At 66.2% G+C, this 21640-nt stretch carries 22 protein-coding genes and 1 pseudogene; 15 read left to right on the top strand and 8 right to left on the bottom strand.

Features of this window, described 5'->3' with window-relative positions:
• The first annotated feature begins 75 nt into the window (after nucleotides 1–75).
• The 4 genes from tauA to tauD all read left to right on the top strand — a co-directional run bounded on the left by tauA (nucleotide 76) and on the right by tauD (nucleotide 3568).
• Entirely contained in the window at nucleotides 76–1038 is a 963-nt protein-coding gene (gene tauA / locus RND78_RS19585; RefSeq protein WP_312731553.1) for a taurine ABC transporter substrate-binding protein, read from the top strand.
• A gap of 73 nt (nucleotides 1039–1111) precedes the next feature.
• Entirely contained in the window at nucleotides 1112–1900 is a 789-nt protein-coding gene (locus tag RND78_RS19580; RefSeq protein ID WP_312731423.1) for an ATP-binding cassette domain-containing protein, read from the top strand.
• The gene (gene tauC / locus RND78_RS19575) at nucleotides 1890–2705 is read left to right on the top strand and encodes a taurine ABC transporter permease TauC (RefSeq protein WP_312731422.1); all 816 of its coding nucleotides are present in this window, start codon (nucleotides 1890–1892) and stop codon (nucleotides 2703–2705) included. The genes RND78_RS19580 and tauC overlap by 11 nt, the downstream gene beginning before the upstream one ends.
• An 11-nt stretch (nucleotides 2706–2716) precedes the next feature.
• Nucleotides 2717–3568 carry a taurine dioxygenase gene (gene tauD, locus RND78_RS19570; protein WP_312731420.1) on the top strand — a complete coding sequence of 284 codons (852 nt, stop codon included), beginning with the start codon at nucleotides 2717–2719 and terminating at the stop codon, nucleotides 3566–3568.
• Nucleotides 3569–3625: 57 nt separating this feature from the next.
• On the opposite strand, the gene RND78_RS19565 is transcribed toward tauD, so the two are convergent.
• The 4 genes from RND78_RS19565 to RND78_RS19550 all read right to left on the bottom strand — a co-directional run bounded on the left by RND78_RS19565 (nucleotide 3626) and on the right by RND78_RS19550 (nucleotide 6213).
• A complete protein-coding gene (locus RND78_RS19565; protein WP_312731418.1) occupies nucleotides 3626–3760 on the bottom strand; it encodes a hypothetical protein in 135 nt (44 codons plus the stop codon).
• Between the two features lie 124 nt (nucleotides 3761–3884).
• Nucleotides 3885–5108: an acyl-CoA dehydrogenase family protein gene (locus tag RND78_RS19560; RefSeq protein WP_312731416.1), complete on the bottom strand. Its 1224-nt coding sequence runs from the start codon at nucleotides 5106–5108 to the stop codon at nucleotides 3885–3887.
• 25 nt (nucleotides 5109–5133) lie between these two features.
• Nucleotides 5134–5289 (bottom strand): hypothetical protein, encoded by a 156-nt coding sequence (locus RND78_RS19555; protein WP_312731414.1) that lies wholly within the window; start codon nucleotides 5287–5289, stop codon nucleotides 5134–5136.
• 12 nt (nucleotides 5290–5301) lie between these two features.
• Nucleotides 5302–6213: a TauD/TfdA family dioxygenase gene (locus RND78_RS19550; protein WP_312731411.1), complete on the bottom strand. Its 912-nt coding sequence runs from the start codon at nucleotides 6211–6213 to the stop codon at nucleotides 5302–5304.
• A gap of 355 nt (nucleotides 6214–6568) precedes the next feature.
• Between RND78_RS19550 and RND78_RS19545 the strand changes: the two genes are divergently transcribed.
• Nucleotides 6569–7567 (top strand): fatty acid desaturase, encoded by a 999-nt coding sequence (locus tag RND78_RS19545; RefSeq protein WP_312731409.1) that lies wholly within the window; start codon nucleotides 6569–6571, stop codon nucleotides 7565–7567.
• A 165-nt stretch (nucleotides 7568–7732) separates the two neighbouring features.
• Complete coding sequence (solA, locus tag RND78_RS19540; protein WP_409457085.1) at nucleotides 7733–8857, top strand: N-methyl-L-tryptophan oxidase; 1125 nt, start codon at nucleotides 7733–7735, stop codon at nucleotides 8855–8857.
• Here solA and RND78_RS19535 read toward each other — a convergent pair.
• Complete coding sequence (locus RND78_RS19535; protein ID WP_312731406.1) at nucleotides 8854–9510, bottom strand: ion channel; 657 nt, start codon at nucleotides 9508–9510, stop codon at nucleotides 8854–8856. The genes solA and RND78_RS19535 overlap by 4 nt on opposite strands.
• Before the next feature lie 106 nt (nucleotides 9511–9616).
• Complete coding sequence (locus RND78_RS19530) at nucleotides 9617–10849, bottom strand: MFS transporter (protein ID WP_409457081.1); 1233 nt, start codon at nucleotides 10847–10849, stop codon at nucleotides 9617–9619.
• Between the two features lie 180 nt (nucleotides 10850–11029).
• On the opposite strand from RND78_RS19530, the gene RND78_RS19525 reads away from it, so the two are divergent.
• The 4 genes and pseudogenes from RND78_RS19525 (at nucleotide 11030) to RND78_RS28385 (ending at nucleotide 13646) form a co-directional block, all read left to right on the top strand.
• Entirely contained in the window at nucleotides 11030–11482 is a 453-nt protein-coding gene (locus tag RND78_RS19525; RefSeq protein WP_312731404.1) for a MarR family transcriptional regulator, read from the top strand.
• A gap of 50 nt (nucleotides 11483–11532) precedes the next feature.
• Nucleotides 11533–11796, top strand: a complete 264-nt coding sequence (locus tag RND78_RS19520; RefSeq protein ID WP_312731402.1) for a hypothetical protein — start codon at nucleotides 11533–11535, stop codon at nucleotides 11794–11796.
• A gap of 179 nt (nucleotides 11797–11975) precedes the next feature.
• Nucleotides 11976–12791: pseudogene (locus RND78_RS28390) on the top strand (MCP four helix bundle domain-containing protein); the annotation flags it as partial.
• The gene (locus RND78_RS28385; protein ID WP_409457084.1) at nucleotides 12783–13646 is read left to right on the top strand and encodes a methyl-accepting chemotaxis protein; all 864 of its coding nucleotides are present in this window, start codon (nucleotides 12783–12785) and stop codon (nucleotides 13644–13646) included. The pseudogene RND78_RS28390 and the gene RND78_RS28385, both read left to right, overlap by 9 nt.
• Before the next feature lie 16 nt (nucleotides 13647–13662).
• On the opposite strand, the gene RND78_RS19510 is transcribed toward RND78_RS28385, so the two are convergent.
• Nucleotides 13663–14694, bottom strand: a complete 1032-nt coding sequence (locus RND78_RS19510) for a GGDEF domain-containing protein (protein ID WP_312731398.1) — start codon at nucleotides 14692–14694, stop codon at nucleotides 13663–13665.
• Between the two features lie 223 nt (nucleotides 14695–14917).
• Nucleotides 14918–15691 (bottom strand): IclR family transcriptional regulator, encoded by a 774-nt coding sequence (locus RND78_RS19505; protein WP_312731396.1) that lies wholly within the window; start codon nucleotides 15689–15691, stop codon nucleotides 14918–14920.
• A gap of 97 nt (nucleotides 15692–15788) precedes the next feature.
• On the opposite strand from RND78_RS19505, the gene hmgA reads away from it, so the two are divergent.
• From hmgA to RND78_RS19480, 5 genes are all read left to right on the top strand, one after another.
• Nucleotides 15789–17111 (top strand): homogentisate 1,2-dioxygenase, encoded by a 1323-nt coding sequence (gene hmgA, locus RND78_RS19500; protein ID WP_312731393.1) that lies wholly within the window; start codon nucleotides 15789–15791, stop codon nucleotides 17109–17111.
• A complete protein-coding gene (fahA, locus tag RND78_RS19495; RefSeq protein WP_312731391.1) occupies nucleotides 17108–18406 on the top strand; it encodes a fumarylacetoacetase in 1299 nt (432 codons plus the stop codon). Before hmgA ends, fahA begins: the two co-directional genes overlap by 4 nt.
• A gap of 137 nt (nucleotides 18407–18543) precedes the next feature.
• Nucleotides 18544–19188, top strand: a complete 645-nt coding sequence (gene maiA / locus RND78_RS19490) for a maleylacetoacetate isomerase (RefSeq protein ID WP_312731549.1) — start codon at nucleotides 18544–18546, stop codon at nucleotides 19186–19188.
• Between the two features lie 128 nt (nucleotides 19189–19316).
• Entirely contained in the window at nucleotides 19317–20396 is a 1080-nt protein-coding gene (gene hppD / locus RND78_RS19485; protein ID WP_312731388.1) for a 4-hydroxyphenylpyruvate dioxygenase, read from the top strand.
• Nucleotides 20397–20489: 93 nt separating this feature from the next.
• Entirely contained in the window at nucleotides 20490–21581 is a 1092-nt protein-coding gene (locus RND78_RS19480; RefSeq protein ID WP_312731386.1) for a sugar diacid recognition domain-containing protein, read from the top strand.
• Nucleotides 21582–21640 lie beyond the last annotated feature (59 nt).

Here is a 21640-nt window from a genome sequence, read left to right as displayed (position 1 = left end):
GTCGCTTCGACGCGCCATGTGCCCCGATGGGCGCTAGACAAGGAGGCCTCTTTGAATTCCCTCATCAAATCCCTGATGCTCGCGGTCAGCGCCTTGGCGCTGGTCGGTCAGGCCCAGGCCGCCGATCTGGTGATCGGCTACCAGACCGGTGTCGATCCCTCCAAGGTGGCCCAGGCCGATGGCCGCTACGAGAAGGCGATCGGGCAGCAGATCGACTGGCGGCGCTTCAACAGTGGTCCGGAAGTGGTCGCTGCCCTGGCGTCGGGTGATGTGCAGATCGGCAACCTCGGCTCCAGCCCGTTGGCCGCCGCCACCTCCCGCAAGCTGCCATTGGTGACCTTCATCGTCTCGGCGCAGATCGATTCCGCCGAGGCACTGGTGGTGCGCGACGGCAGCGGCATCGACAAGCCCGAACAACTGGTGGGCAAGACCATCGCCACGCCCTTCGTGTCCACCTCGCACTACAGCCTGCTGGGCGCCCTCAAGCATTGGGGCGTCGATCCCACCAAGGTGAAGATCGTCAACCTCAATCCCACCGAGATCGCCGCGGCCTGGCGGCGTGGTGACATCGATGGCGCCTTCGTCTGGTCGCCGGCCCTGGGCGAGATCAAGAAGAACGGCAAGGTGCTGGCCGATGCCGCCCAGGTAGGCGCCTGGGGCGCACCCACCTTCGAGGTCTGGGTCGCCCGCAAGGACTTCGCCGAGCAGCATCCCGAGATCGTCGCCCAGTTCGCCAAGGTCACCCTCGACGCCTTCGCCGACTACCAGGCCCACGGCAAGCAGTGGGGAGCTGATTCGGAGCAGGCGAAGAAGATCGCCCGCCTCACTGGTGCCGACGCCGGCGACATCCCCGAGCTGCTGGCCGGTTCGCGCTATCCGGACGCCCAGGCTCAGCTCGGTCCGGATCTGCTCGGCGGCGGCACGGCCAAGGCCATCGCCCGCACGGCCGAATTCCTCAAGGAGCAGAAACGTATTCCCACGGTACTTGATGACTACTCGCCCTACGTGAGCGCCGAGTACGTCCGCAAGGCCCAGTGATACCCCGTTCTTCACGCCACGACTCGCCCCTCTTCGGAGGGGCATTTTTTTCCTCTCCCGACAGGAGCCGATCATGAGTCGACTTAGCTTGGAACAGGCCAGTCTCGGTTTTGCCCGCCGTGGCCGTACCCAGCCGATACTGCAGAATCTCGATCTCACGGTGGAGAAGGGCGCCGCCGTGGTGGTGCTGGGGCCTTCCGGCTGCGGCAAGTCCAGCCTGCTCAATGTGCTCGCGGGTTTCCAACCGCTCGATGGCGGGCGGGTGCACCTCGACGGTCGGACCCTGGAGGGGCCTGGTGGTGAACGCGGCGTGGTGTTCCAGGACGATGCCCTGATGCCCTGGCTCAACGCCCAGGATAACGTCGCGCTCGGCCTGCGCCTGCGTGGCCTGTCGCGCGGCGAGCGTGAGCGCAAGGCGCAGGAGATGCTGGAATTGGTAGGCCTGGCCCGGCATGGTGGACACGCCATTGGTGAATTGTCCGGCGGCCAGCGCCAACGCCTGGGGCTGGCTCGTGCCCTGGCGGTGGATCCGGATTTCCTGCTGCTGGACGAGCCTTTCGGCGCCCTCGACGCCCTGACCCGCGAGCGCATGCAGGTCCTGCTGCTGGAGGTGTGGAAGCGCACTGGCAAGGGGCTGTTCCTCATCACCCACAGCGTCGACGAAGCCCTCTTCCTGGCCACTGAACTGCTGGTGCTGGATGGCCCGCCGGCACGGGTCGTCCGCCGCCTGGACGTGCCGTTCTCGCGGCGTTACCTGGCGGGCGAGCCGGTTCGCGAGATCAAGGCCGATCCCCGCTTCGCGCGGTTGCGCCAGGAACTTCTCGACCTCTTTCTGCAGGAGACGCCCGACCATGCCCTCTGAAACCCTGACGACCCCGGCCCAGGCGCTGCGGCAAAAACGCAGCTTCCCGCTGGACCGCCGCCGCGTCGCCGCCCTTGGCACCCTGGCCGCCGTGGTGGCGCTCTGGTGGAGCGCAACCCACCTCGGCTGGGTGGATACGCTATTTCTGCCGTCTCCCGAGCAACTGGTCGTGGCCCTGCAGGGACTGCTCGCCGACGGCTACCTGGATGCGAGTCTCTGGCAGCACCTGGGCACCAGTCTGCTGCGGGTGCTCGCCGCGCTGCTCGCCGCCGTGTTCACCGCGGTGCCCCTGGGTATCGCCATGGGACTTAACCCGACGCTGAACGCCGCTCTGGACCCGCTGGTAGAGTTCTATCGACCGATTCCGCCGCTGGCCTATCTGCCGCTCATGGTGATCTGGTTCGGCATCGGCGAGCTGTCCAAGGTGCTGCTGATCTACCTGGCGCTGTTCGCACCGCTGCTGATCGCCACCGTCGGCGGGGTACGCCGGGTCGATCGTGCTCGCATCCAGGCCGTGCGTTGCCTGGGCGCCTCGACAGGGCAGGTGGTACGCCACGTCATCCTGCCCAGCGCCTTGCCGGACATCCTCACCGGCCTGCGGATCGCCCTCGGGGTGGGCTGGTCGACGCTGGTGGCCGCCGAACTGATCGCCGCCAACCGGGGCCTCGGCTTCATGGTGCAGTCGGCTGCCCAATTCATGGCGACCGACGTGGTGGTGGTAGGCATCCTGTTGATCGCCAGCATCGCCCTGTCCATCGAACTCGGCTTGCGCGCCTTGCAGCGGCGCTATGCCGGCTGGAAGTGAGGAGAAACCAGATGACCATTGCCTTCGAACGTCTCAGTCCGGCACTGGGCGCCCGTGTCCACGGATTGGATCTGCGCGAGCCCCTGACCGCCGCGAGTCACGCGGCGCTGCGCCAGGGGCTGTTGGAACATCAGGTGCTGTTCCTGCGCGACCAGTTGCTCACGCCGCGCCAGCAGCGGGACGTGGCCGCGCATTTCGGCGACCTGCACATCCATCCGATCTATCCCAAGCACCCCGAGCAGCCGGAAATCCTGGTGCTGGACACCGAACTCAACGACCTGCGCGACAATGCCCTCTGGCACACCGACGTCAGCTTCATCGAGGCGCCGCCGTTGGGTTCGCTGCTCAGCGCCCGGCAACTGCCGCCCTATGGCGGCGACACCCTCTGGGCCAGCAACTCGGCGGCCTATGCCGCGTTGTCCGCGCCTATCCGCGAGCTGCTCGAAGGGCTCAGCGCCTGGCACGACCTGAGCAAGTCCTTTCCCTTGGAACGCTTCGGCCAGACCTCGGAGGCTCTGGAGCGCTTCAATGCGGCGCGGGCGGCCAATCCGCCCGTGCGCCATCCCGTGGTACGGGTACACCCGGAAACTGGCGTGAAGGGCCTGTTCGTCAGCGAGGGCTTCACCACGCGTATCGTCGAGCTGGCGGAGAGCGAGAGCGATGCCCTGTTGCGGCTGTTGTTCGCCCAGGTCGCGCGGCCGGAATTCCAGGTGCGCTGGCAGTGGCAGGCAGGGGATCTGGCCTTCTGGGACAATCGCATCACCCAGCACTACGCCTGTGACGACTATCGTCCCCAGCGCCGCGTGATGCACCGGGCGACCATCCTCGGCGATCGGCCGCGAGGACCGCGGGACGCGATCTGAAAGAGAGGACTGCCGGCTCCCGGGTCGCTGACCTGGGCGCGACGAGGGCGATGGACGTCAGTTACCCAGGACGTCTACCAGGCCGAGGACGAAGAACAGCACGATGCAGACCACGGCGACCACCACGGGAATGAAGCGCGGATCCTTGATCGCCTTCCACATGACCTGACGATTGCTGCGGGACTTGTCCATGACGCCACTCCTTCGGGAAAGCCTGGTAGCTTACTGCATCGGCTGCCTTGACGAGTAGCATCTTGGTCGGCTCTGGAGGGCGCTTCGGCGGTTGGCGCGACCGCCGCCGATACCCCTCGGCGCCTCAGGCCACGCCGATCTTCCACTGGGGCGGCGGCGCGGTCCCGTTGACCGCGAAGTCGCCGACGATCCGATCCTTGTAGATGCGCGGATTGTGCGAGGCGAGGGTGCGGGCATTGCGCCAGAAGCGGTCCAGCCCCTGGGGCCTCAGGGTCGCCGAGGCACCCAGGGCGTCGAACAGCCGTCCGGAGGCGTCGATGATGAGGTCGGTGACCACGTTCAGCGCCTGGCAGACCTCCAGCTCCGCCAGGTCCACCGCCTGATCCTCGGCGATCTGGTCATCCGCGTGGCGCAGGTCATGCACCCGCTGCAGCGCCTCGGCGGTCTTGAGGGTGATCACCCCGGCGCAGTAGGCAGCGCTGCGCACCTTGCCCACCACTTCCAGAACCTGCGGGTCCTGGCTGACCCGGTCGGCGTTGCCGATGGTGAAGGTGCGGGTGCGGGCAGCTACCGCGGCGGCGACCTCGTCGCTCATCGCACGGCCCATGCCGGCGAGGTTGGCCAGGTGGAAGACCTGGAAGAAGCCCGGCGAATAGCGAAAGCGTTCACCTACCGCCACCACATCCTCCGGCGCCACCCGCACGTTGGTGAAGGTCGCAGTACCACTGGCCGTGAGGGTCTGGCCAAAGCCATTCCAGTCGTCCACTACCTCCACGCCGGGGGCATCGCGCCGCACCGTGGCCATGACGCGGTTGCCGGCGTCGTCGGTGGCGCCCACGTCGATCCAGTCGGCATACAGGGAGCCGGTGGTGTAGAACTTGATGCCCGAGAGCAGCAGCAGGTCGCCGTCGCGCCGCAGGCGGGTGCTGAACTCGGCGCGACGGGCATCGCCTACCTCGCTGGAGGCGGGGCCGAGGGTCTCGCCTCCAGCGATGCGGGCGAACCAGCGCGTGCGGCGGGCATCGTCATCGCTGTTCAGCAGCCCCTCGACGAAGCCCATGTGGCCGCGCAGCGCCTGGACCAGGTTGGAATCCGCTTCACCCAGTTCGATGAGCAGGGCGAACAACTCCGGCAGGGTGACGCCCGCACCGCCGTGCTCGACGGGCAGGCGCAGCGCGGTGAAGCCTGAAGTCTTGAGCCAGTCCAGTTCCTCGACGGGCAGGCGACGCTGCACCTCGCGCTCGATGGCGCCCGCGCGGATGCGCTGGAACAGGGGGCGAAAACGGGCCGAGAGCTCGGTATGACGAGGGGAGGGGCCAGCGCCCCAGCCGGAGGAAATGACGGTCATGCGCAACAGGGTCCTTCTGGTCGTTTCAATGGAGATCGGGGTCGACGAAGTCGGCGAGGACGTCATCGCGCAGGGCGAGGAAAGCAGCGTCACTGCGATGGCGTGGCGGCACGGGTATACCGATCAGGGCGATGATCGCGACGAGGCGACCCGGGGTTCCTGCGCTACCCAGGTCAGGCACCTCGATGGACCGTCAGGCGGCCAGGTGTTTCTTGTCGGCCTCGGTAAGCGGCGAGCGGGCCTCGGCGGTGGGCTTTATGGCCTGGCTGGGACGGCCGTCCACGCCGAAGGGCACCTCTCCGGCGATGGTGGTCCGGCGCATGATGCGTTCGGCGCTACCGTAGTCGTCGATGGCGATGTGCTGGGTGGCCCGGTTGTCCCAGAGCACCACGTCGCCAGCCTGCCAGCGCCAGCGCACGGTGTTCTCCAGCGCCGTCGCCCGGTCCTGGAACAGGCGCAGCAACTGTCGCGAGTCGTTGGTGCTCACGCCCTGGATCTGCTTGACGAAATGCCCCAGGACCAGAGCGCGCTCGCCAGTCTCCGGATGGACGCGCACCAGCGGATGCTCGGCCTCGTACACCTCGGCGGTGAATTCCTCGCGGTAGCGCCGCAGGCCGTTGGCGTCGGCGTGGCGCGGCGGGGCATAGTCGTAGAGATTGGTATGCAGGGCGCGTAGGCCGTCGGCCAGGGCCTTGAGCGGTTCCGGTAGATCGGCGTAGGCCGCGGCGGTGTTGGCCCATACGGTATCGCCGCCCTGGGCCGGCACGACTACGGCGCGGAGGATGGAGATCTTCGGGTAATCCACCACGAAGGTGACGTCGGTGTGCCAGGAGTTGGCCCGGCTGTGCCGCGAGTCCAGGTTGAGAATGGCGGCGCTGCGTTCCGCGGAGCGCACGGTGGGGTGGGGGACCTGCGCACCGAAACGGCGGGAGAAGGCTTCGTGTTCGTCGTCGGTGAGGTGCTGTTCGCGCAGGAACAACACCTTGTGGGTGAGTAGCGCCTGGTACAGCGCGGCGAAGGTCGCCTCGTCGAGGGCTGCTGACAGTTTCACGCCGGTCACCTGGGCGCCGATACGGCCAGTGATAGGTTCGATGACGACAGACATGGCAACACTCCTGACAGGATAAAAGATCGCTGGAGTGTAGAAGTGGCTTTCATCAAGTTGCCAATCTTAAAAGGGACTAAGTTTATGCCGCGGGCGAGTTGTTGCTCCAGTGTTCCTGAAGCAACAATTCGCGTTGATTCTTCTAGTCTGAATGCATTGTCCAGGTAATTGTTTTTATAGGTTTTTTGACTCTCGAGTAGAGCGCTTGAGGGGTTCTTTGAAGATCGCTGTCCGCACTGGAACAGCAGCTCTTCCGTGTGCCGTGCGACGGCATGAGGTAATGCCGCAAGGTTATTTGGCGCTGACCATTTTCTTGATTAGGGTCGCTCTTCATTTGCTCTTGTCGAGTGCAGCGGTGAACCTCTATCTGGATGCGCGGCAACGCCGCTTCGTGAAACTGTTGCAAGGAACCGTCACGGCGAGTAGCGAATGGCCGACCTGGGCGCTGCTGATCGGCGTTTACGGCGGTTGGCTCGTGTTGATCGCCGGCTGGTCCTGGCTGGGTTACTGGGTCCTACCGCCCCTGGTCCTCATTCTGGTGCTGCATCAGTCCTTGCAGCATGAGCTTATTCACGGGCATCCCACTTCCTGGCAGTGGCTCAATGCGCTGCTGGCGTATCCGCCGCTCGGACTCTGGTTTCCCTATCCGCTCTACCGCGACAGCCATCTGCAGCACCACCAGCGCGAGCATCTCACCGATCCGCAGCTCGATCCGGAAAGCCGCTATCTCGCGGGCGAAGCCTGGGAGCGGCGGGGGCCGGCGGGCCGCGGCCTGCGCTGGCTGGACAAGACCCTGGTCGGGCGCCTGCTGGTAGGGCCGTTCCTGTCGCTGCAGGGAATGGGCGGCGATGAACTCCGCCGCCTGCGGCGGGGCGAGCGCCCGGTGCTGCGCGTCTGGGGCCTGCATCTGGGGTTAGTCATCGCCTTGTTGCTCGGCATCCAGCTTCTGGCAGGGATGCCGGTGGCGGTCTATGTCCTGGGCGTCGCCTGGCCCGCCCTGGCGCTGGCTCTGGTGCGCTCCTTCTACGAACACCGCCCCGCCCAGGATCCGGCGCAGCGCTGCGTGCTCAACGAGAGCCGCGGTCCGTTGCGCTTGCTGTTCCTCAACAACAGCCTGCATCTGGTGCATCACGATCTGCCAGGCCTCCCCTGGTACCAGATTCCCCGTGTCTATCGCGCCAGGCGGAAGGCCTACCAGGCTCGCAGCGGTCATTTCGTCTTCGCCGGTTACCGCGACCTGGCCCGCCGTTTCGCCTGGCGCCCGGTAGATGCTCCCCTGCATCCCGCCGCGTCCATCACGGCTACGCCGGCAGAGGATCAGCAGCGGCCCTGCGCCTACTGTTTGCCTTGGTAATACCACCCCTTGTCAATTACGGGGGCAGCGTAATCCTCGTAGCGCGCCCGGTAATCAAGAGAGCGGGGTGGCATCGGGCGTCTGCTAGAGTGCGGCCTTCGCTGACTCGGAGGGCTGGCTGTGCAGGAAAAGACCTATGAGGTGATCGTCCTGGGGCTGGGCGCCATGGGCGCCGCCACCCTCTATCAACTGGCCAGGCGGGGCGTGAAGGTCGCGGGGATCGATCGCCACTCGCCACCCCACGACCTGGGCTCCAGCCATGGCGCGACCCGCATCACTCGCCAGGCGGTGGGAGAAGGCGCTGCCTATGTGCCCTTGGCGCTGCGTTCGCACCAGCTCTGGCGCGAATTGGAGGCGGAGCGTGGCCTGAGGCTGTTCGAACAGTGCGGGGTGCTGATCATGACGGCCACCGCCACGGCGACGAGCCATCACGGCCGGCCGGATTTTACCCGGGCCACCCTGGAGCTGGCGCAGCGCTATGGCATCCCGCACGAAGCCTGGGACGGCCCTGGCATTCGCCGGCGCTTTCCACAATTCCAGGTGGAGGACGATGCCCTGGGTTATTTCGAGCCGGGCGGCGGCTACCTCTACCCGGAAGCCTGCATCCAGGCGCAGTTGGATGGCGCCCGTGAGCGCGGCGCTCAGCTGTTCACTGACACCATCATCGAGCAGGTAGTCCCGGACGGGCAGGGCGTGCTCCTGCGTTCGGCCCAGGGCACCTGGCGGGCCGAGCGGGTCATCGTCGCCGCCGGCATGTGGAGTGCCGAGTTGCTCGGCGCGCCCTTCACGAATCTGCTGCGCGTCTGTCGCCAGACCCTGCACTGGTTCGAGCTAGCCGAGCCCACGCGCTTCCCTACCGATTCGCCCAGCTTCATTTTGGCGCATGGCAGTGGCGACAGTGATCTCTTCTACGGTTTCCCGCCGCTTCCCGGCGAGCACTCGGTGAAGATAGCCACCGAACAGTATCTCGATAATACCACCCCTATAGAGATTGACCGATCAATCCAACCGGACGAATCGAGCAGGCTGTTCAGCGATCAAGTAGGACAGTGGGTCGGCGGCGTGTCGCCGCGGGCGGTCCGCAGCGCGGTCTGCGCCTATACCGTCACGCCCGACTTCGGCTTCATCGTCGACGAGCATCCCGCGCTGCCGGGCGTCACCGTAGTCAGCGCCTGTTCCGGGCACGGATTCAAGCATTCCGCTGCCCTGGGAGAAGCCCTGGCGCAGCGGGTGGTGGAGGGGCACAGCGCCATCGATCTGAGCGCCTTCGCCCTGGCGCGGTTCGGCTAGCGGTTGCGTACCGTCAGGGTGACCAGGCGAGTGACCACCAGGGCGATGTACATCACGCCGGAGAACTGCCCGAGCATCACCAGTGAGCGAGCCATGGGACGGATCGGATAGATATCGCTCAGGCCGACGCCGGAGAGGATGGCGAAGCTCACGTAGAGCAGCTCCGTCCAGGTGCGGGGGGCGGTGGGATCGTTGGCCGCGGTGAAGCTGCCTGGCTGCAGCATCTGGCAGGCGGAAAAGGTATGGGCGAAGGCCCAGGCCAGTAGGGTGAAGGTCGCGCCCACGGCGAAGAGTTCGTCCGTGGTGGCGCGCTGGTCTTCCATCATGTAGGCGATCAGGCTGCCGGCCGTGTAGAAATAGAAGATGGCGTCCAGAATCGCCAGGGTAACCACGAACTGGTGCTCGCCCCGCCATTCGATCAGCACCGTGAGGACCAGGATGCAGCCCGCCAGGATGAAGCCTAGCCACTGGATGGTCGGGCTGCGTCTTACCATGCGCAGGGCGGTGGCCAGCACGATGATGCCGAAGGCACCGACCAGGGCACGACCATGCTCCTGGTGCTCCACCAGTGGGTAGAGCAGCAGCCCGAGTAACTGGATGAACAGCAGGTTGGCGGACGGGTAGCGGACCAGGTAGTGCAGCGGGGTCTTCATCGGAGCTCGGACAGCGGTTCAGGGGCGGCAAGCGTAGCGGTTGCCGATCGGCTGCGCCATGACGAGCGCACGCCATTGGGACGGCGTGCGCTCGTGGTGTCCAGCCTCAGGTGCCCTTGCGGCGGGTAGAGGGCAGCAGGATGGTCAGCACACCCAGCAGCGGCATGTAGGAACACAGCTGGTAGACGTATTCGATGCCGTGATGATCCGCCAGCGCGCCCAGGCCGGCCGCGGCGATGGCGCTGAAACCGAACATCAGGCCAAAGAAGACGCCGGCGATCATGCCTACGTTGCCCGGGACCAGTTCCTGGGCATAGACCACGATGGCGGAGAAGGCGGAGGCCAACACGAAGCCGATGATGACACTGAGCACGCTGGTCCAGAACAGGTCCACGTAGGGTAGGGCCAGGGTGAAGGGCGCCGCGCCGAGGATCGAGAACCAGATGACCGCCTTGCGTCCGATGCGGTCGCCGATGGGGCCGCCGAGGAAGGTACCGGCGGCCACCGCGCCGAGGAAGAGGAACAGGTGCAACTGGGAGCTGGCCACCGACAGGCCGAAGCGCTCGATCAGGTAGAAGGTGAAATAGCTGGTGATGCTGGCCATGTAGATGTACTTGGAGAACACCAGTAGCGCCAGCACTACCAGGGCGAAGGTCACCCGTCCGCGCGACAGGCCATGATCCACCTTGGCCGCCTGGCGTCCCTTTGCGCTGCGCAGGTGATTGCGGTACCAGCGCGACAGGCCGTACTGCACGCCGATGGCGAAGACCGCGAACAGGCCGAACCAGGCGACGTGCGTCTGGCCGTAGGGAATGACGATGGCGGCGGCCAGCAGCGGGCCAATGGCGGTACCGGCGTTACCGCCCACCTGGAAGGTCGACTGGGCCAGGCCGAAGCGACCGCCCGAGGCCAATCGCGCGACTCGCGAGGTCTCCGGATGGAAGGTGGAAGAGCCGACGCCGATCAGCGCCGAAGCGGCGAGGATAGCCGGAAAGCTGCCGACGAAGGCCAGCAGCAACACGCCGATCAGGGTGCAGACCATGCCCGCCGGCAACAGGTAGGGCTTGAGATGGCGATCGGTGTGGAAGCCGATCCAGGGTTGCAGCAGCGAGGCGGTGATCTGGAAGGCCAGGGTGATCAGGCCGATCTGGGTAAACGTCAGACCATAGCTATCCTTGAGCATCGGATAGATCGAGGGCAGCACCGATTGGATGAGGTCGTTGATCAGATGCGCGAGCGCGCAGGAGGCGAGAATCCCCATGACCAGCGGTGAGGCCGTCGTGGCGCTGGCGACAGCTGTTTCGCCGGCTGTGATCGGGGAGGCAGAGGAAACGGCCATGCAGGTATTACCCTTATTATTTATGTCCAGCCCCTCACTGTGGCATCCTGTGAAATCGGAATCCAGCGCTAGTTACCGGATGTTTCCAGGAGCCGATGACGCCGGCGCGAGTCTTGTGGCTCGATGCGGCATCCGATGGCCCCGATCCATCCTGTTTCTGCCTCTCGCAACGGCCTAACCATGACTGTCAAAGATCCACTGCTGCTCGACCAACAACTGTGCTTTTCCCTCTATTCGGCTTCGCTGGCCATGACGCAGCTCTACAAGCCGTTACTGGAAAGCATGGGGCTGACCTTCCCGCAATACCTGATCATGCTGGTGCTCTGGGAGCATGACGGCCTCACGCTCAAGGAATTGTCCAGCCGCTTGCGTCAGGATTCGGGGGCCCTGACGCCGGTGGTCAAGCGTCTGGAAGGGGCGGGGCTGGTCACTCGGCGGCGCAGTGCGGAAGACGAGCGCAACCTGTCCATCGAACTCACGGCGAACGGGCGTGCCCTGCGCGACCAGGCCAACGGCGTCAACAGCCGGGTGCGGGAAGTCTGCGCCCTGGGCGATGCCGGCCTCGACGACCTGCGCGAGACCCTGGTGCGACTGCGCAGTCGCCTCGATCAGGAAGGCGACATGAATTCCTGAACCAACCTCGGGCTGGGGGTTCCCATGGCTACAGCCGCTCGGGAATTCGTATGACCTTCACCTACCAGCCTGACCGCGACTACCTACTCGTCGACCTCGCCAGCGGCCGCACCGCAGGGAAGCTGCTGCAGGGCGAGCTGCACATCGCGGCGGGCTGTGACGGCGAAGATCCGCGCAGCTACGCGCGGCTGCTCGGCGACGTGCTACGCAGTACCCTGGGCGACGAGGTCGGTCAGTGCGAGGGTGACATCCTCACGCTGAGACGTACCGGTATCAAGCTGCGGCTGGTCCCGGTGGAAGTCGCCTGCAACTGAGCGGTGGCGCGGCGCCGGCGTCGGGTGCCGCAATGCCGATCTGGATCGCTCCGGGATGTCGGAAGCGCATAAGCCGGAGACGTGGTCAGACCTCTTTAACCGACGCTGGCCTTTTGTAATCAAGCCGACATCTGGCTTCCCTAGTCTTCGCGCATTATCGTCTTCTGGTAGTGGCGACCATGCTCCGTCTTTTCGCTCCCTTGCGTCGTTCGTCCCGCCGATCCTGGCTCAGATCGCTCAGGACCGGCCCGCGGATGCTGTGCTCCTTCACCTTCGCCGCCTTGTTGCTGGCCGGCCTCGGCAGCTTCTCGCTGTGGGAAATGCAGCAGCTGCGGCGCCAGGCGCTGATCATGGAGGAAGACTGCCTGCCGAGCATCGCCATCGCCGATGCGCTGGCGGTGAACCTCGGGAAATTGCGTAATCAGGCATCGGTGGTGTTGCTCAATGCCGAGGACCCCGGCGCGGTGGCCATGACCAAGATCACCCTGGAGCAGTTGGTGAACGAGACCGACCAACTGTTCCGCGACTATGACGCGGTGATCACCGATAGCACCGAAGGCGATTCGGTGAAGGCGCTGCACGAGGCCTACCAGCCCTTCGTGACCGGCCTGCGCCAGGAGGTGCAACTCATCGAGCAGCAGCAGATACCCGCGGCGCGAATGCAGCTGGATACCGTGGTGAGCCTCAAGGGCGATCTGATGGACATGCAGGTCCAGCTGTTGCGCGAACTGAACAAGCAGAGCGCAGCCCAGGCCAAGGAGCGCGCGGAGAGCCAGTTCGTCAAGGCCCGTACCATCGTCTGGTCGGCCATCGGCAGTGCCATCGTGTTGCTGTTGCTACTGGCCTGGCGCCTGACCCGTAGTGTCGTGCAGCCCCTGCGCCAGGCCGTGGAGATATCCACCGGTATCGCGGCGGGCGATCTGCGGCAGCACATCGAGCCCCAGGGGCGGGATGAAGCGGCCATGCTGCTGCTGGCGCTGGAGCGCATGCAGGGCAACCTGCGCGAGGTGTTGGCGCGGACGGGCGATGCCTCCGAACAACTGGCATCGGCGTCGACGCAGATGTGCGCGGTGATGGAGGAAAGCTGTGTCAGCCTGGAGCGCCAGACCGCCGAGATCCAGCAGGCAGCGGTGGCGGTCAACCAGCTCAACCAGGCGGTGCAGGCCGTCTGCGAACACGCCATGTCCACCTCCGAGGAGTCCCGGCGGTGCGTCGACCAAGCTCATGAAGGAAAGGCACAGGTGCAGGAGACGCTAGCCGCCATCACCGAGCTGGTGGGCAACGTGGACGAGGCCGCCGCCCAGGCCGAGCATCTTGCCGAGCAGTCCAAGGGCATCAGCAAGATGCTCGACGTGATTCGCGAAGTGGCCGAGCAGACCAACCTGCTGGCGCTCAATGCCGCCATCGAGGCGGCGCGCGCCGGTGAAGCCGGACGTGGCTTCGCGGTCGTGGCGGACGAAGTCCGCGGCTTGGCGCGACGAACCGGTGAATCTACTCGCGAGATCGAAGGCTTGATCGGCGGCGTGCAGCAGGTCAGCCGGAAGACCGCGGTGGCGCTCGATCAGAGCCGCGTCCAGGCCAGTCAGACCCGTACCAAGGCTGAGGCCACCTGGCAGGTGCTCGAAGGTATCACCCAGGCCGTGGCCGCCATCGAGCGGCGCAACGATGCGATTTCCGCGGCCACTCAGCAGCAGACGGCCACCACCGAAGAGGTCGACCGTAACCTGACGCTGATTCGTGATGCCGCCACCCAGACCTCCGCCGGCGCGCAGCAGACCAGTGTCAGCAGCCATCAACTCTCGACGCTGGCCGCCGACCTGCACGGCACCTTGCAGCGTTTCGTGGTCTAGCCGTCAGGCCAGCGCCTCAGGCGGCCAGCATCACTCGATCGCGCCCTTGCTGCTTGCCCAGGTAGAGCGCCTGGTCAGCGCGCTCCAGGGCGCTGGCGAAGGCTTCGCAGTCTCGGATCTCGCAGACCGCCAGGGTGGCCGTGACCCGTCCGGGGCCCCGTTCAAGGGCCTCGGTCACCTCGGCCAGGCGTTGTCGAATGCGCTCTGCGACGGTCCAGGCGACGCTGGTCGTGGCACTGGGCAGCAGCACGAGGAATTCCTCACCGCCCCAGCGCGCGGCCAAGTCCGATTGGCGTACCTCGCGGCGAATGACGTCGGCGATCCGCTGCAGTATCAGATCACCACAGTCGTGGCCGAAGCGGTCGTTGATGTGCTTGAAGTGGTCGACGTCGAACAGGATCAGGCTGCCGCTCAGGCCTTTTTCCTGACGTGCCTGATCGAGGATGCGGCGCCGATTGTAGAGATTGGTGAGGCTGTCGTGGCTGGCGGAGTGCAGCAGGTCCAGCTGCATCTTGGTGCTGTAATGGAAGGCGGCGCCTGTGCCATAGAGCAGCAGCAGGAGGGCGCTGATGATATTGCCGGTGCCGAACAGCTGCATGGCGGTGGGTTCCAGCCCCGCTTGCGGGTGCAGCAGGTAGCCACCGGCGAGCGTGACCAGGATACCGACTACCAGCAGCAGGTGCCGCTTGGGTGCCGTGCGGTAGTTGTAGATGACGATCGGCAGGATGCACAGGACGTAGTAGTGGAAGTTGCTGTCCCACCCCAGCTGCCAGGTGGCGAGCCAGGCATGGGCGACGATCTCGCTGCTCATGAGGAGGCTCGCGGAGCGATAGCGGCGACGACGCAGGGCGATCAGACAGCCGACGTACATGGAAATGCTGAGCACGTTGGCGCACACCATCAGGGGCTTGTCGATCAGAGCGAAGACGACCAGCAGCGCCAAGTGGATCGCCAGGGCTGCCTGGACCACGGGCGTGGCGACGCACCAGAACTGCTCCAGGGAATCCTGCAGGGCCTGGTTGCGGTCGCGAGAGGATAGGGTGCTCATGGAAGGGGTCCGCCAAAAAGAATCGCGTCAACAATGATGACGCTAATAGTAAGCTTAATGGCAAAAAGCTATCGAGGGGAGGGCGCGGGCCGAACGGAGTGCTGGAGGCGCCCAGCGGCCGGGCCGGTCGCGACCTTGCGGTCATTTCCGGGAAGCCGTGGCGGCGCATGGTCCCGGCTCATCTCTGCTTGCCGGGGAGCGTCATCCACCATGCCCGCCTGCATCAGCCACCGAGACGCTGGCTGATGGTCCGAGCGGCGTGGCGCAGGTGCGAGGCGGCCGTACCGTCCAGATCCGCGGTAAAGCCCGGGGCGGCGCCGACCATGGTGAGCACGCCCGCGAGGCGGCCGCCGACGCCGAACAGCGGGGCCGACAAGGCGTTCACGCCCGCCATGAGCAGCCCCTGTATCGGTTGGATGCCGATCTCGCGCAAACGGGCGACTTGCGTCTGGAGGTCTTCGGCAGTCGGCGCCGTCGGTAGGCGCAGGGCCTCCTGGCGCAGCGCCCGAGTGTCGGCATCCGGCAGGAAGGTGTTGAACACCAGTCCGGTGGACGAACCGAGCAGCGGCAGCACCGAGCCGACCTGGGTGACCAGGGTGACGGCGCGGACGGCCTGCTCCACCAGCACCACCGTCGGCCCCTGATTGGCCCAGACCGCCAGGAAGCAGGTCTCGCCGACCTCGTCGCGCAACGCCGTCAGCACCGGCGCGGCGATCTTCACCACGTCCAGGCGACCCAGCGCGGCCAAGCCGACGAACAGCGCGGCCTGGCCGAGTCCGTAGTGATTGGTGCGCGGGTCCTGCTCGGCGAAGCCGCTGGCGATCAGTGCCTGCAGGTAGCGGTGCACCTTGCTGGCGGGCATGTCCAGATGGCTGGAGAGTCGGGAGAGGGAGGTGGAAGGCGCCAGTTCGGCCAGGGCCTTGAGGATATCGGTGCCGACTTCGGCCGCCTGGACCTTCTGCCGCCGGGGGGAGGCCTCTTCGGGAGTGTTCGTCATCTGCTGGACCGCACGGGGAAAGGCGGAGTTATAGCTTGACGCCTCCCTGGGTTCAATTTACTTTTTGCGTAAACCTATTACGCAAAATGGATAGGCCATGGACGCACAACAACAAGAAGGCGCTCCTCTGGATTATCAGTCGGGCTTCGGCAACCACTTCAGCTCCGAGGCGCTGGCCGGTGCCCTGCCGGTCGGCCAGAACTCGCCCCAGCGCGCGCCCTACGGGCTCTATGCCGAGCAGCTTTCCGGCACCGCCTTCACCGTGCCACGGAGCGAGACGCGTCGCACCTGGTTGTATCGCCTGCGCCCTTCGGCGACCCATGGCCGCTTCGAGCGCTCGATCGCCCAACTGACCGGTCGCGAGCTGGGCGCGCCGACGCCCAACCGCCTGCGCTGGAATCCCTTGCCAGTGCCCGAGGCGCCCATCGACTTTCTCGCCGGTTTGGAACTCGTGGCGGCGAATGCCGTGGGTGAGCAGGTGGAAGGTGCGAGTCTCTATCGCTACGCCGCGAATACCACCATGCAGCGCGTCTTCTACGATGCCGACGGCGAGCTGCTGGTGGTGCCGGAGCAAGGGCGCCTGGCGCTCGTCACCGAGCTGGGCGTGCTGCGCCTCGAACCGCTGGAGATCGCGGTGATTCCGCGCGGGATAAAATTTCGAGTGGAGTTGCCCGACGGTGGACCGGTGCGGGGCTACCTCTGCGAGAACCATGGCCGCGCGCTGCGCTTGCCGGAGCTGGGGCCCATCGGCAGCAACGGCCTGGCCAATCCGCGGGACTTCCAGGCGCCGGTGGCGCGCTTCGAGGACGTGACGGCGCCCACCTGCCTGGTGCAGAAATTTCTCGGCGAACTCTGGGAAACCGAGCTGGATCACTCGCCGCTGGACGTGGTCGCCTGGCATGGCAACAACGTGCCGTACAAGTATGACCTGCGCCGCTTCAATACCCTGGGGACGGTCAGCTTCGATCACCCGGACCCCTCGATCTTCACGGTGTTGACCGCGCCGGGCAACACCGAGGGTATGGCCAACCTCGACTTCGTGATCTTTCCGCCACGCTGGATGGTGGCGGAGAGCACCTTCCGCCCGCCGTGGTTCCACCGCAATCTCATGAACGAATTCATGGGCCTGATCCAGGGCGCCTACGACGCCAAGGCCGATGGCTTCGCCCCGGGCAGCGCCTCCCTGCACAGCTGCATGAGCGCCCACGGCCCCGACCAGCAGACCACCAGCAATGCCATCGCCGCAGAGCTGCGGCCACACAAGATCGAGAACACCATGGCTTTCATGTTCGAGACCAGCCGGGTGCTGCGACCCAGTCGGCATGCCCTGGCCTCACCGCAGTTGCAGGCCGACTACGACGCCTGCTGGGCGGGCCTGGCCAAGACCTTCGGGCAACCCGGTGAAGGAGGGCGGTCATGAGCGCGTACCTGCATAGCTGGGTGGTGTCGGCCAATGATCACCCGGATTTCTCCCTGCATAACCTGCCGCTAGGTATCTTCAGTCGCGGCGAGGAGCGGCCGCGTGGGGGAATCGCCGTGGGCGATCTCATCCTCGACCTGGGCTTCGCCGCCGAAGCCGGACTGTTCCAGGGCCAGGCGCAGCGGGCTGCCGAATTGGCGGGCCAGGAGACGTTGAACGCCTTCTTCGCGGCCGGCAAGCCCGCTCGGGTCGCCCTGCGCCAAGCGGTGCAGGCACTGCTGAGCGCTGACCACCTGCAACGCGAGGACCTGCAGGCGTTGGGCGAGCACCTGCTGGTCCCCCAGGCTGACTGCCGGATGCATTTGCCGGCACGGGTCGGCGACTACACCGACTTCTACGTCGGCATCCACCACGCCACCCAGATCGGCAAGCTGTTCCGGCCGGACAATCCGCTGCTGCCCAACTACAAGTACCTGCCCATCGCCTATCACGGGCGGGCTTCTACCCTGGGCGTGTCTGGCGAGGCCTTCCGGCGGCCCAAGGGCCAGACCTTGCCGCCGGGGCAGGACGCACCGAGCTTCGGACCCTGTCGCCGGCTGGATTATGAACTGGAGCTGGGGATCTGGATCGGGCCGGGCAACGTCCAGGGCGAGCCCATCGCCATCGGCGCCGCCGCGGCGCACATCGCCGGCTTCTGCTTGCTCAACGACTGGTCGGCGCGGGACATCCAGGCCTGGGAATACCAGCCGTTGGGGCCCTTCCTGTCCAAGAGCTTCGCCAGCACCCTCTCGCCCTGGGTGGTCACGCCGGAAGCCCTGGAACCCTACCGCGTCGCCCAGCCGCCGCGGCCCGCCGGTGATCCGCAACCCTTGCCCTATCTGCTCGACGAACAGGACCAGGCCGGCGGCGCGCTGGAGCTGGAGCTGGAGGTGCTGCTGCTCACGCCGGCGATGGCCGAACAGGGCCTGCCGCCCCAGCGCCTGGCCTTGAGCAACACCCTGAACATGTATTGGACGGTGGCGCAGATGGTGGCGCATCACACGGTCAATGGCTGCGCCCTGAATCCCGGCGACCTGTTCGGCTCGGGCACCCTCTCCGGACCCGATGCAGAGAGCTGCGGCAGCCTGCTGGAGCTCACCCAGGGCGGCAAGCAACCCCTGCAACTGCCCAGCGGCGAGACGCGCACCTTCCTCGAGGATGGCGACGAAGTCATCCTCAGGGCCCGCGGCTGCCAACCCGGCCTGCCGGGCATAGGCTTCGGTGAATGCCGCGGACGGGTGCTGTCAGCGGACTAGGCTCGCGCGCCCGTGGCTCCAGGAACGTCGCTTGGGTACCCGCCGTTGACTTTCCTCCTGTCCCAGGTGCAGATTCCATGAGGCGTAATCAAATTACGCATAACAACAATAGCGAAGGCGATCGCGGGGCAGCCCTGATGGACCTTTACACCTACTACCGCTCGACCTCGCCCTACCGCGTGCGGCTCGCCTTGGCCCTGAAGGGACTGGACTACCGCGCCGTGCCGGTCAACCTGGCGCGCGACGTGGCTGAGCAGCGCCAGCCAGCCTATCGGACGCTCAATGCCCAGGGTCGCCTGCCGTGCCTGCGGACCGACGACGGCGCCGTGCTGATCCAGTCACCGGCCATCATCGAATACCTCGAGGAGCGCTATCCGACGGTGCCGCTGCTACCGGCTGACCCGCTGCTGCGTGCTCGTCACCGCGGTATCGCGGCGTTGATCGCCTGCGATGTCCAGCCGCTTCATAACGTCGCCGTGCTGGACCGCCTGCGCGGGCTGGGCCTGGAAGAGCCGGCCATCCTGCAGTGGATCGCCCACTGGATCGAGGAGGGCCTGACGGCTGTCGAGGCGCAGCTTGGCAAGGAGGGCTTCTGTTTCGGCGCCGTGGGGCTGGCGGACGTCTATCTGCTACCCCAGGTCTATGCCGCGCGGCGCTTCGACGTGGACCTGTCGCGCTACCCCCGCATCCTCCGCGTGGAGGCCTTGGCCTGCGCGCATCCTGCCTTCCAGCAGGCCCACCCCGCGGTCCAGCCGGACGCGCCAGCGCAGGTGGCCTCGTGAAGCTCCTGGGCTGCCAACTCATCCTCGGCGACTTTCTCGCCCGTAGCGTGCGCGGCATCTCCTGTGCGCCGCCCTTGACCAGTGTCTAGGCCTCCCACCCAGTCCAGTCGCCAGTCAAGGAGCCAATCATGGCCGATCTGTTTGAAAACCCCATGGGCCTCATGGGTTTCGAGTTCATCGAGTTCGCCTCGCCCACGCCCAACGTCATCGAACCCGTGCTGGAAAGCCTGGGCTTCAGCCATGTCGCCAACCACAGATCCAAGGATGTGGTGCTGTTCCGCCAGGGCGACATCAATGCCATCGTCAATCGCGAGAAGACCGGCCATGCGGCCTATTTCGCCGCCGAGCACGGACCGTCCGTGTGTGGCCTGGCCTTCCGTTGCCGGGATTCCCATCACGCCTACGCCAAGGCCCTGGAGCTGGGCGCCCAGGCGGTGGACATGCCCACCGGGCCGATGGAGTTGCGCCTGCCGGCCATCAAGGGCATCGGCGGCGCGCCGCTGTACCTCATCGATCGCTACGAAGAAGGCAGCTCCATCTACGACATCGATTTCGTCTTCCTGGACGGGGTGGAGCGCAAGCCCTTCGGCGCCGGGCTGAAGGTGATCGATCACCTGACCCACAACGTCTATCGCGGGCGCATGGCCTATTGGGCCGACTTCTACGAGCGCCTGTTCAACTTCCGCGAGCTGCGTTACTTCGACATCAAGGGCGAGTACACCGGCCTTACCTCCAAGGCCATGACCGCACCGGATGGCCTGGTGCGCATCCCGCTGAACGAGGAATCCTCCAGGGGCGCCGGGCAGATCGAGGAGTTCCTCATGCAGTTCAACGGCGAGGGCATCCAGCACGTGGCCTTCCTCACCGAGGACCTGGTCGCCACCTGGGATCGACTCAAGGCCTACGGCACCCGCTTCATGACCGCACCGCCCGAGACCTACTACGAGATGCTCGACGGGCGCCTGCCCGACCATGGCGAGCCGGTGGAAGAGCTGAAAGCCCGGGGCATCCTGCTCGACGGCACGGCCGATGGGGGCGAGCGCCGGCTGTTGCTGCAGATCTTCTCCCAGACCCTGCTGGGGCCGGTGTTCTTCGAATTCATCCAGCGCAAGGGCGATACCGGCTTCGGCGAGGGCAACTTCAAGGCCCTGTTCGAATCCATCGAGCGCGACCAGGTCCGCCGCGGGGTGCTGGGCACCTCGGAGTAGCCAGGCTGCTCGTCCCATCGACTTGCCCGGCGATGGAGCCCCCTCTAAGGTGACGGCGCGCCACACCGGCGTACCTTGACCTCGGAGGTGGCCATGGAGCTGAGCCAGACGCTGGCGCAGGAAATCGTCGAGCGGGCCATGCGTATCCTGCCGGGCAACGTCAATGTCATGGACGCAGCCGGGCTGATCATCGGCTCGGGAGATACCAGGCGGCTGTTCACTCGCCATGCCGGTGCGCAGCGGGTCATCGCCGAAGGCCAGGCGGTGGCCCTGGATGCCGCGGCGGCGGCTTGCTTGCCTGGTGCCCAGGCCGGCATCAACCTGCCGCTGTATCGCCAAGGCGAATTGGTGGGCGTGCTTGGGGTAACCGGGGAAGACGCCGAACAGCTGCGCCTGCCGGCCGAATTGCTGCGCCTGACCGCCGAGATGCTCATCGAGCAGGCGAGCGGTCACCCGCGTGCTGACCGCGGCATGACCGTCACCCTGCTACGCCAGCTGCTGGCCCCCGAGGCTGCGCCAGAGCTGGGGCGGCACGCCCGGCTGCTCGGCCTGCGACCGGAGTTGCCGCGGGACGTGCTGCTGCTGGAATTCGCAGGGCCAGCCTCGACCTTTGGTGACTGGGCTCAGCGGTGCGTACCCGACAGCTGGTGCCTGCCCCGCGAGGGTGGCCAGTGGCTCTGGTATCGGCCTGGCAGCGAGTCGCCGAAGGCGCTTCTCGCCGCGCTGGCGGCGGAGGGCTGGTCGTTGCAACGTAGCGCCTGGATCGCCCAGGCCCGGCCTTGGACCGGCTTGGCGCAGAGCACCGGCTGGGCGCTGGACCTGGCCGCCGTGGCGAAACGTCTGGAACCCGAGCCACTGCTGGCGACGCTCGACGAGCTGGCGCTGCCGACCTGGCTGCAAGGTCAGGCCAGATGTCCCGAGGGCGCCTGGCTGCTGGAGCCGCTTGAGCGCCTGCGTCAGGCCGACCGCGACGGCCAGTTGCTCGCGACGCTACGCAGCTGGTTTCGGCATGACGCCAGCCCCCAGGCCTGCGCTGCCGCCCTGGGCTTGCATCGCAATGGCCTGCGCCATCGGCTGGATCGCATCCAGGCCCTGACCGGTCGCGATCCGCGTCGCTTCGGTGCGGCCACGGAGCTCTACTGCGCGCTGCTCCTCGCCGATGGTAGGTGGGCAGAAGGACAGTAAAGAGATTCTTGAATTGGGCGTTCGTCCGGTTGTGGTGGGGCGTGATCCACGGAACACTC

The organism is Pseudomonas oryzihabitans (assembly GCF_032027545.1).
GTDB classification, from domain to species: domain Bacteria; phylum Pseudomonadota; class Gammaproteobacteria; order Pseudomonadales; family Pseudomonadaceae; genus Chryseomonas; species Chryseomonas oryzihabitans_F.
This window is presented reverse-complemented; position numbering and strand designations above follow the sequence as displayed.

Coding starts and splice junctions, on each gene's coding strand:
- tauA (WP_312731553.1), top strand. CDS start 76: ATGCTCGCGGTCAGCGCCTTGGCGCTGGTCGGTCAGGCCCAGGCCGCC.
- RND78_RS19580 (WP_312731423.1), top strand. CDS start 1,112: ATGAGTCGACTTAGCTTGGAACAGGCCAGTCTCGGTTTTGCCCGCCGT.
- tauC (WP_312731422.1), top strand. CDS start 1,890: ATGCCCTCTGAAACCCTGACGACCCCGGCCCAGGCGCTGCGGCAAAAA.
- tauD (WP_312731420.1), top strand. CDS start 2,717: ATGACCATTGCCTTCGAACGTCTCAGTCCGGCACTGGGCGCCCGTGTC.
- RND78_RS19565 (WP_312731418.1), bottom strand. CDS start 3,760: ATGGACAAGTCCCGCAGCAATCGTCAGGTCATGTGGAAGGCGATCAAG.
- RND78_RS19560 (WP_312731416.1), bottom strand. CDS start 5,108: ATGACCGTCATTTCCTCCGGCTGGGGCGCTGGCCCCTCCCCTCGTCAT.
- RND78_RS19550 (WP_312731411.1), bottom strand. CDS start 6,213: ATGTCTGTCGTCATCGAACCTATCACTGGCCGTATCGGCGCCCAGGTG.
- solA (WP_409457085.1), top strand. CDS start 7,733: ATGGGCGCCGCCACCCTCTATCAACTGGCCAGGCGGGGCGTGAAGGTC.
- RND78_RS19535 (WP_312731406.1), bottom strand. CDS start 9,510: ATGAAGACCCCGCTGCACTACCTGGTCCGCTACCCGTCCGCCAACCTG.
- RND78_RS19530 (WP_409457081.1), bottom strand. CDS start 10,849: ATGGCCGTTTCCTCTGCCTCCCCGATCACAGCCGGCGAAACAGCTGTC.
- RND78_RS19525 (WP_312731404.1), top strand. CDS start 11,030: ATGACTGTCAAAGATCCACTGCTGCTCGACCAACAACTGTGCTTTTCC.
- RND78_RS19520 (WP_312731402.1), top strand. CDS start 11,533: ATGACCTTCACCTACCAGCCTGACCGCGACTACCTACTCGTCGACCTC.
- RND78_RS28385 (WP_409457084.1), top strand. CDS start 12,783: ATGCAGGGCAACCTGCGCGAGGTGTTGGCGCGGACGGGCGATGCCTCC.
- RND78_RS19510 (WP_312731398.1), bottom strand. CDS start 14,694: ATGAGCACCCTATCCTCTCGCGACCGCAACCAGGCCCTGCAGGATTCC.
- RND78_RS19505 (WP_312731396.1), bottom strand. CDS start 15,691: ATGACGAACACTCCCGAAGAGGCCTCCCCCCGGCGGCAGAAGGTCCAG.
- hmgA (WP_312731393.1), top strand. CDS start 15,789: ATGGACGCACAACAACAAGAAGGCGCTCCTCTGGATTATCAGTCGGGC.
- fahA (WP_312731391.1), top strand. CDS start 17,108: ATGAGCGCGTACCTGCATAGCTGGGTGGTGTCGGCCAATGATCACCCG.
- maiA (WP_312731549.1), top strand. CDS start 18,544: ATGGACCTTTACACCTACTACCGCTCGACCTCGCCCTACCGCGTGCGG.
- hppD (WP_312731388.1), top strand. CDS start 19,317: ATGGCCGATCTGTTTGAAAACCCCATGGGCCTCATGGGTTTCGAGTTC.
- RND78_RS19480 (WP_312731386.1), top strand. CDS start 20,490: ATGGAGCTGAGCCAGACGCTGGCGCAGGAAATCGTCGAGCGGGCCATG.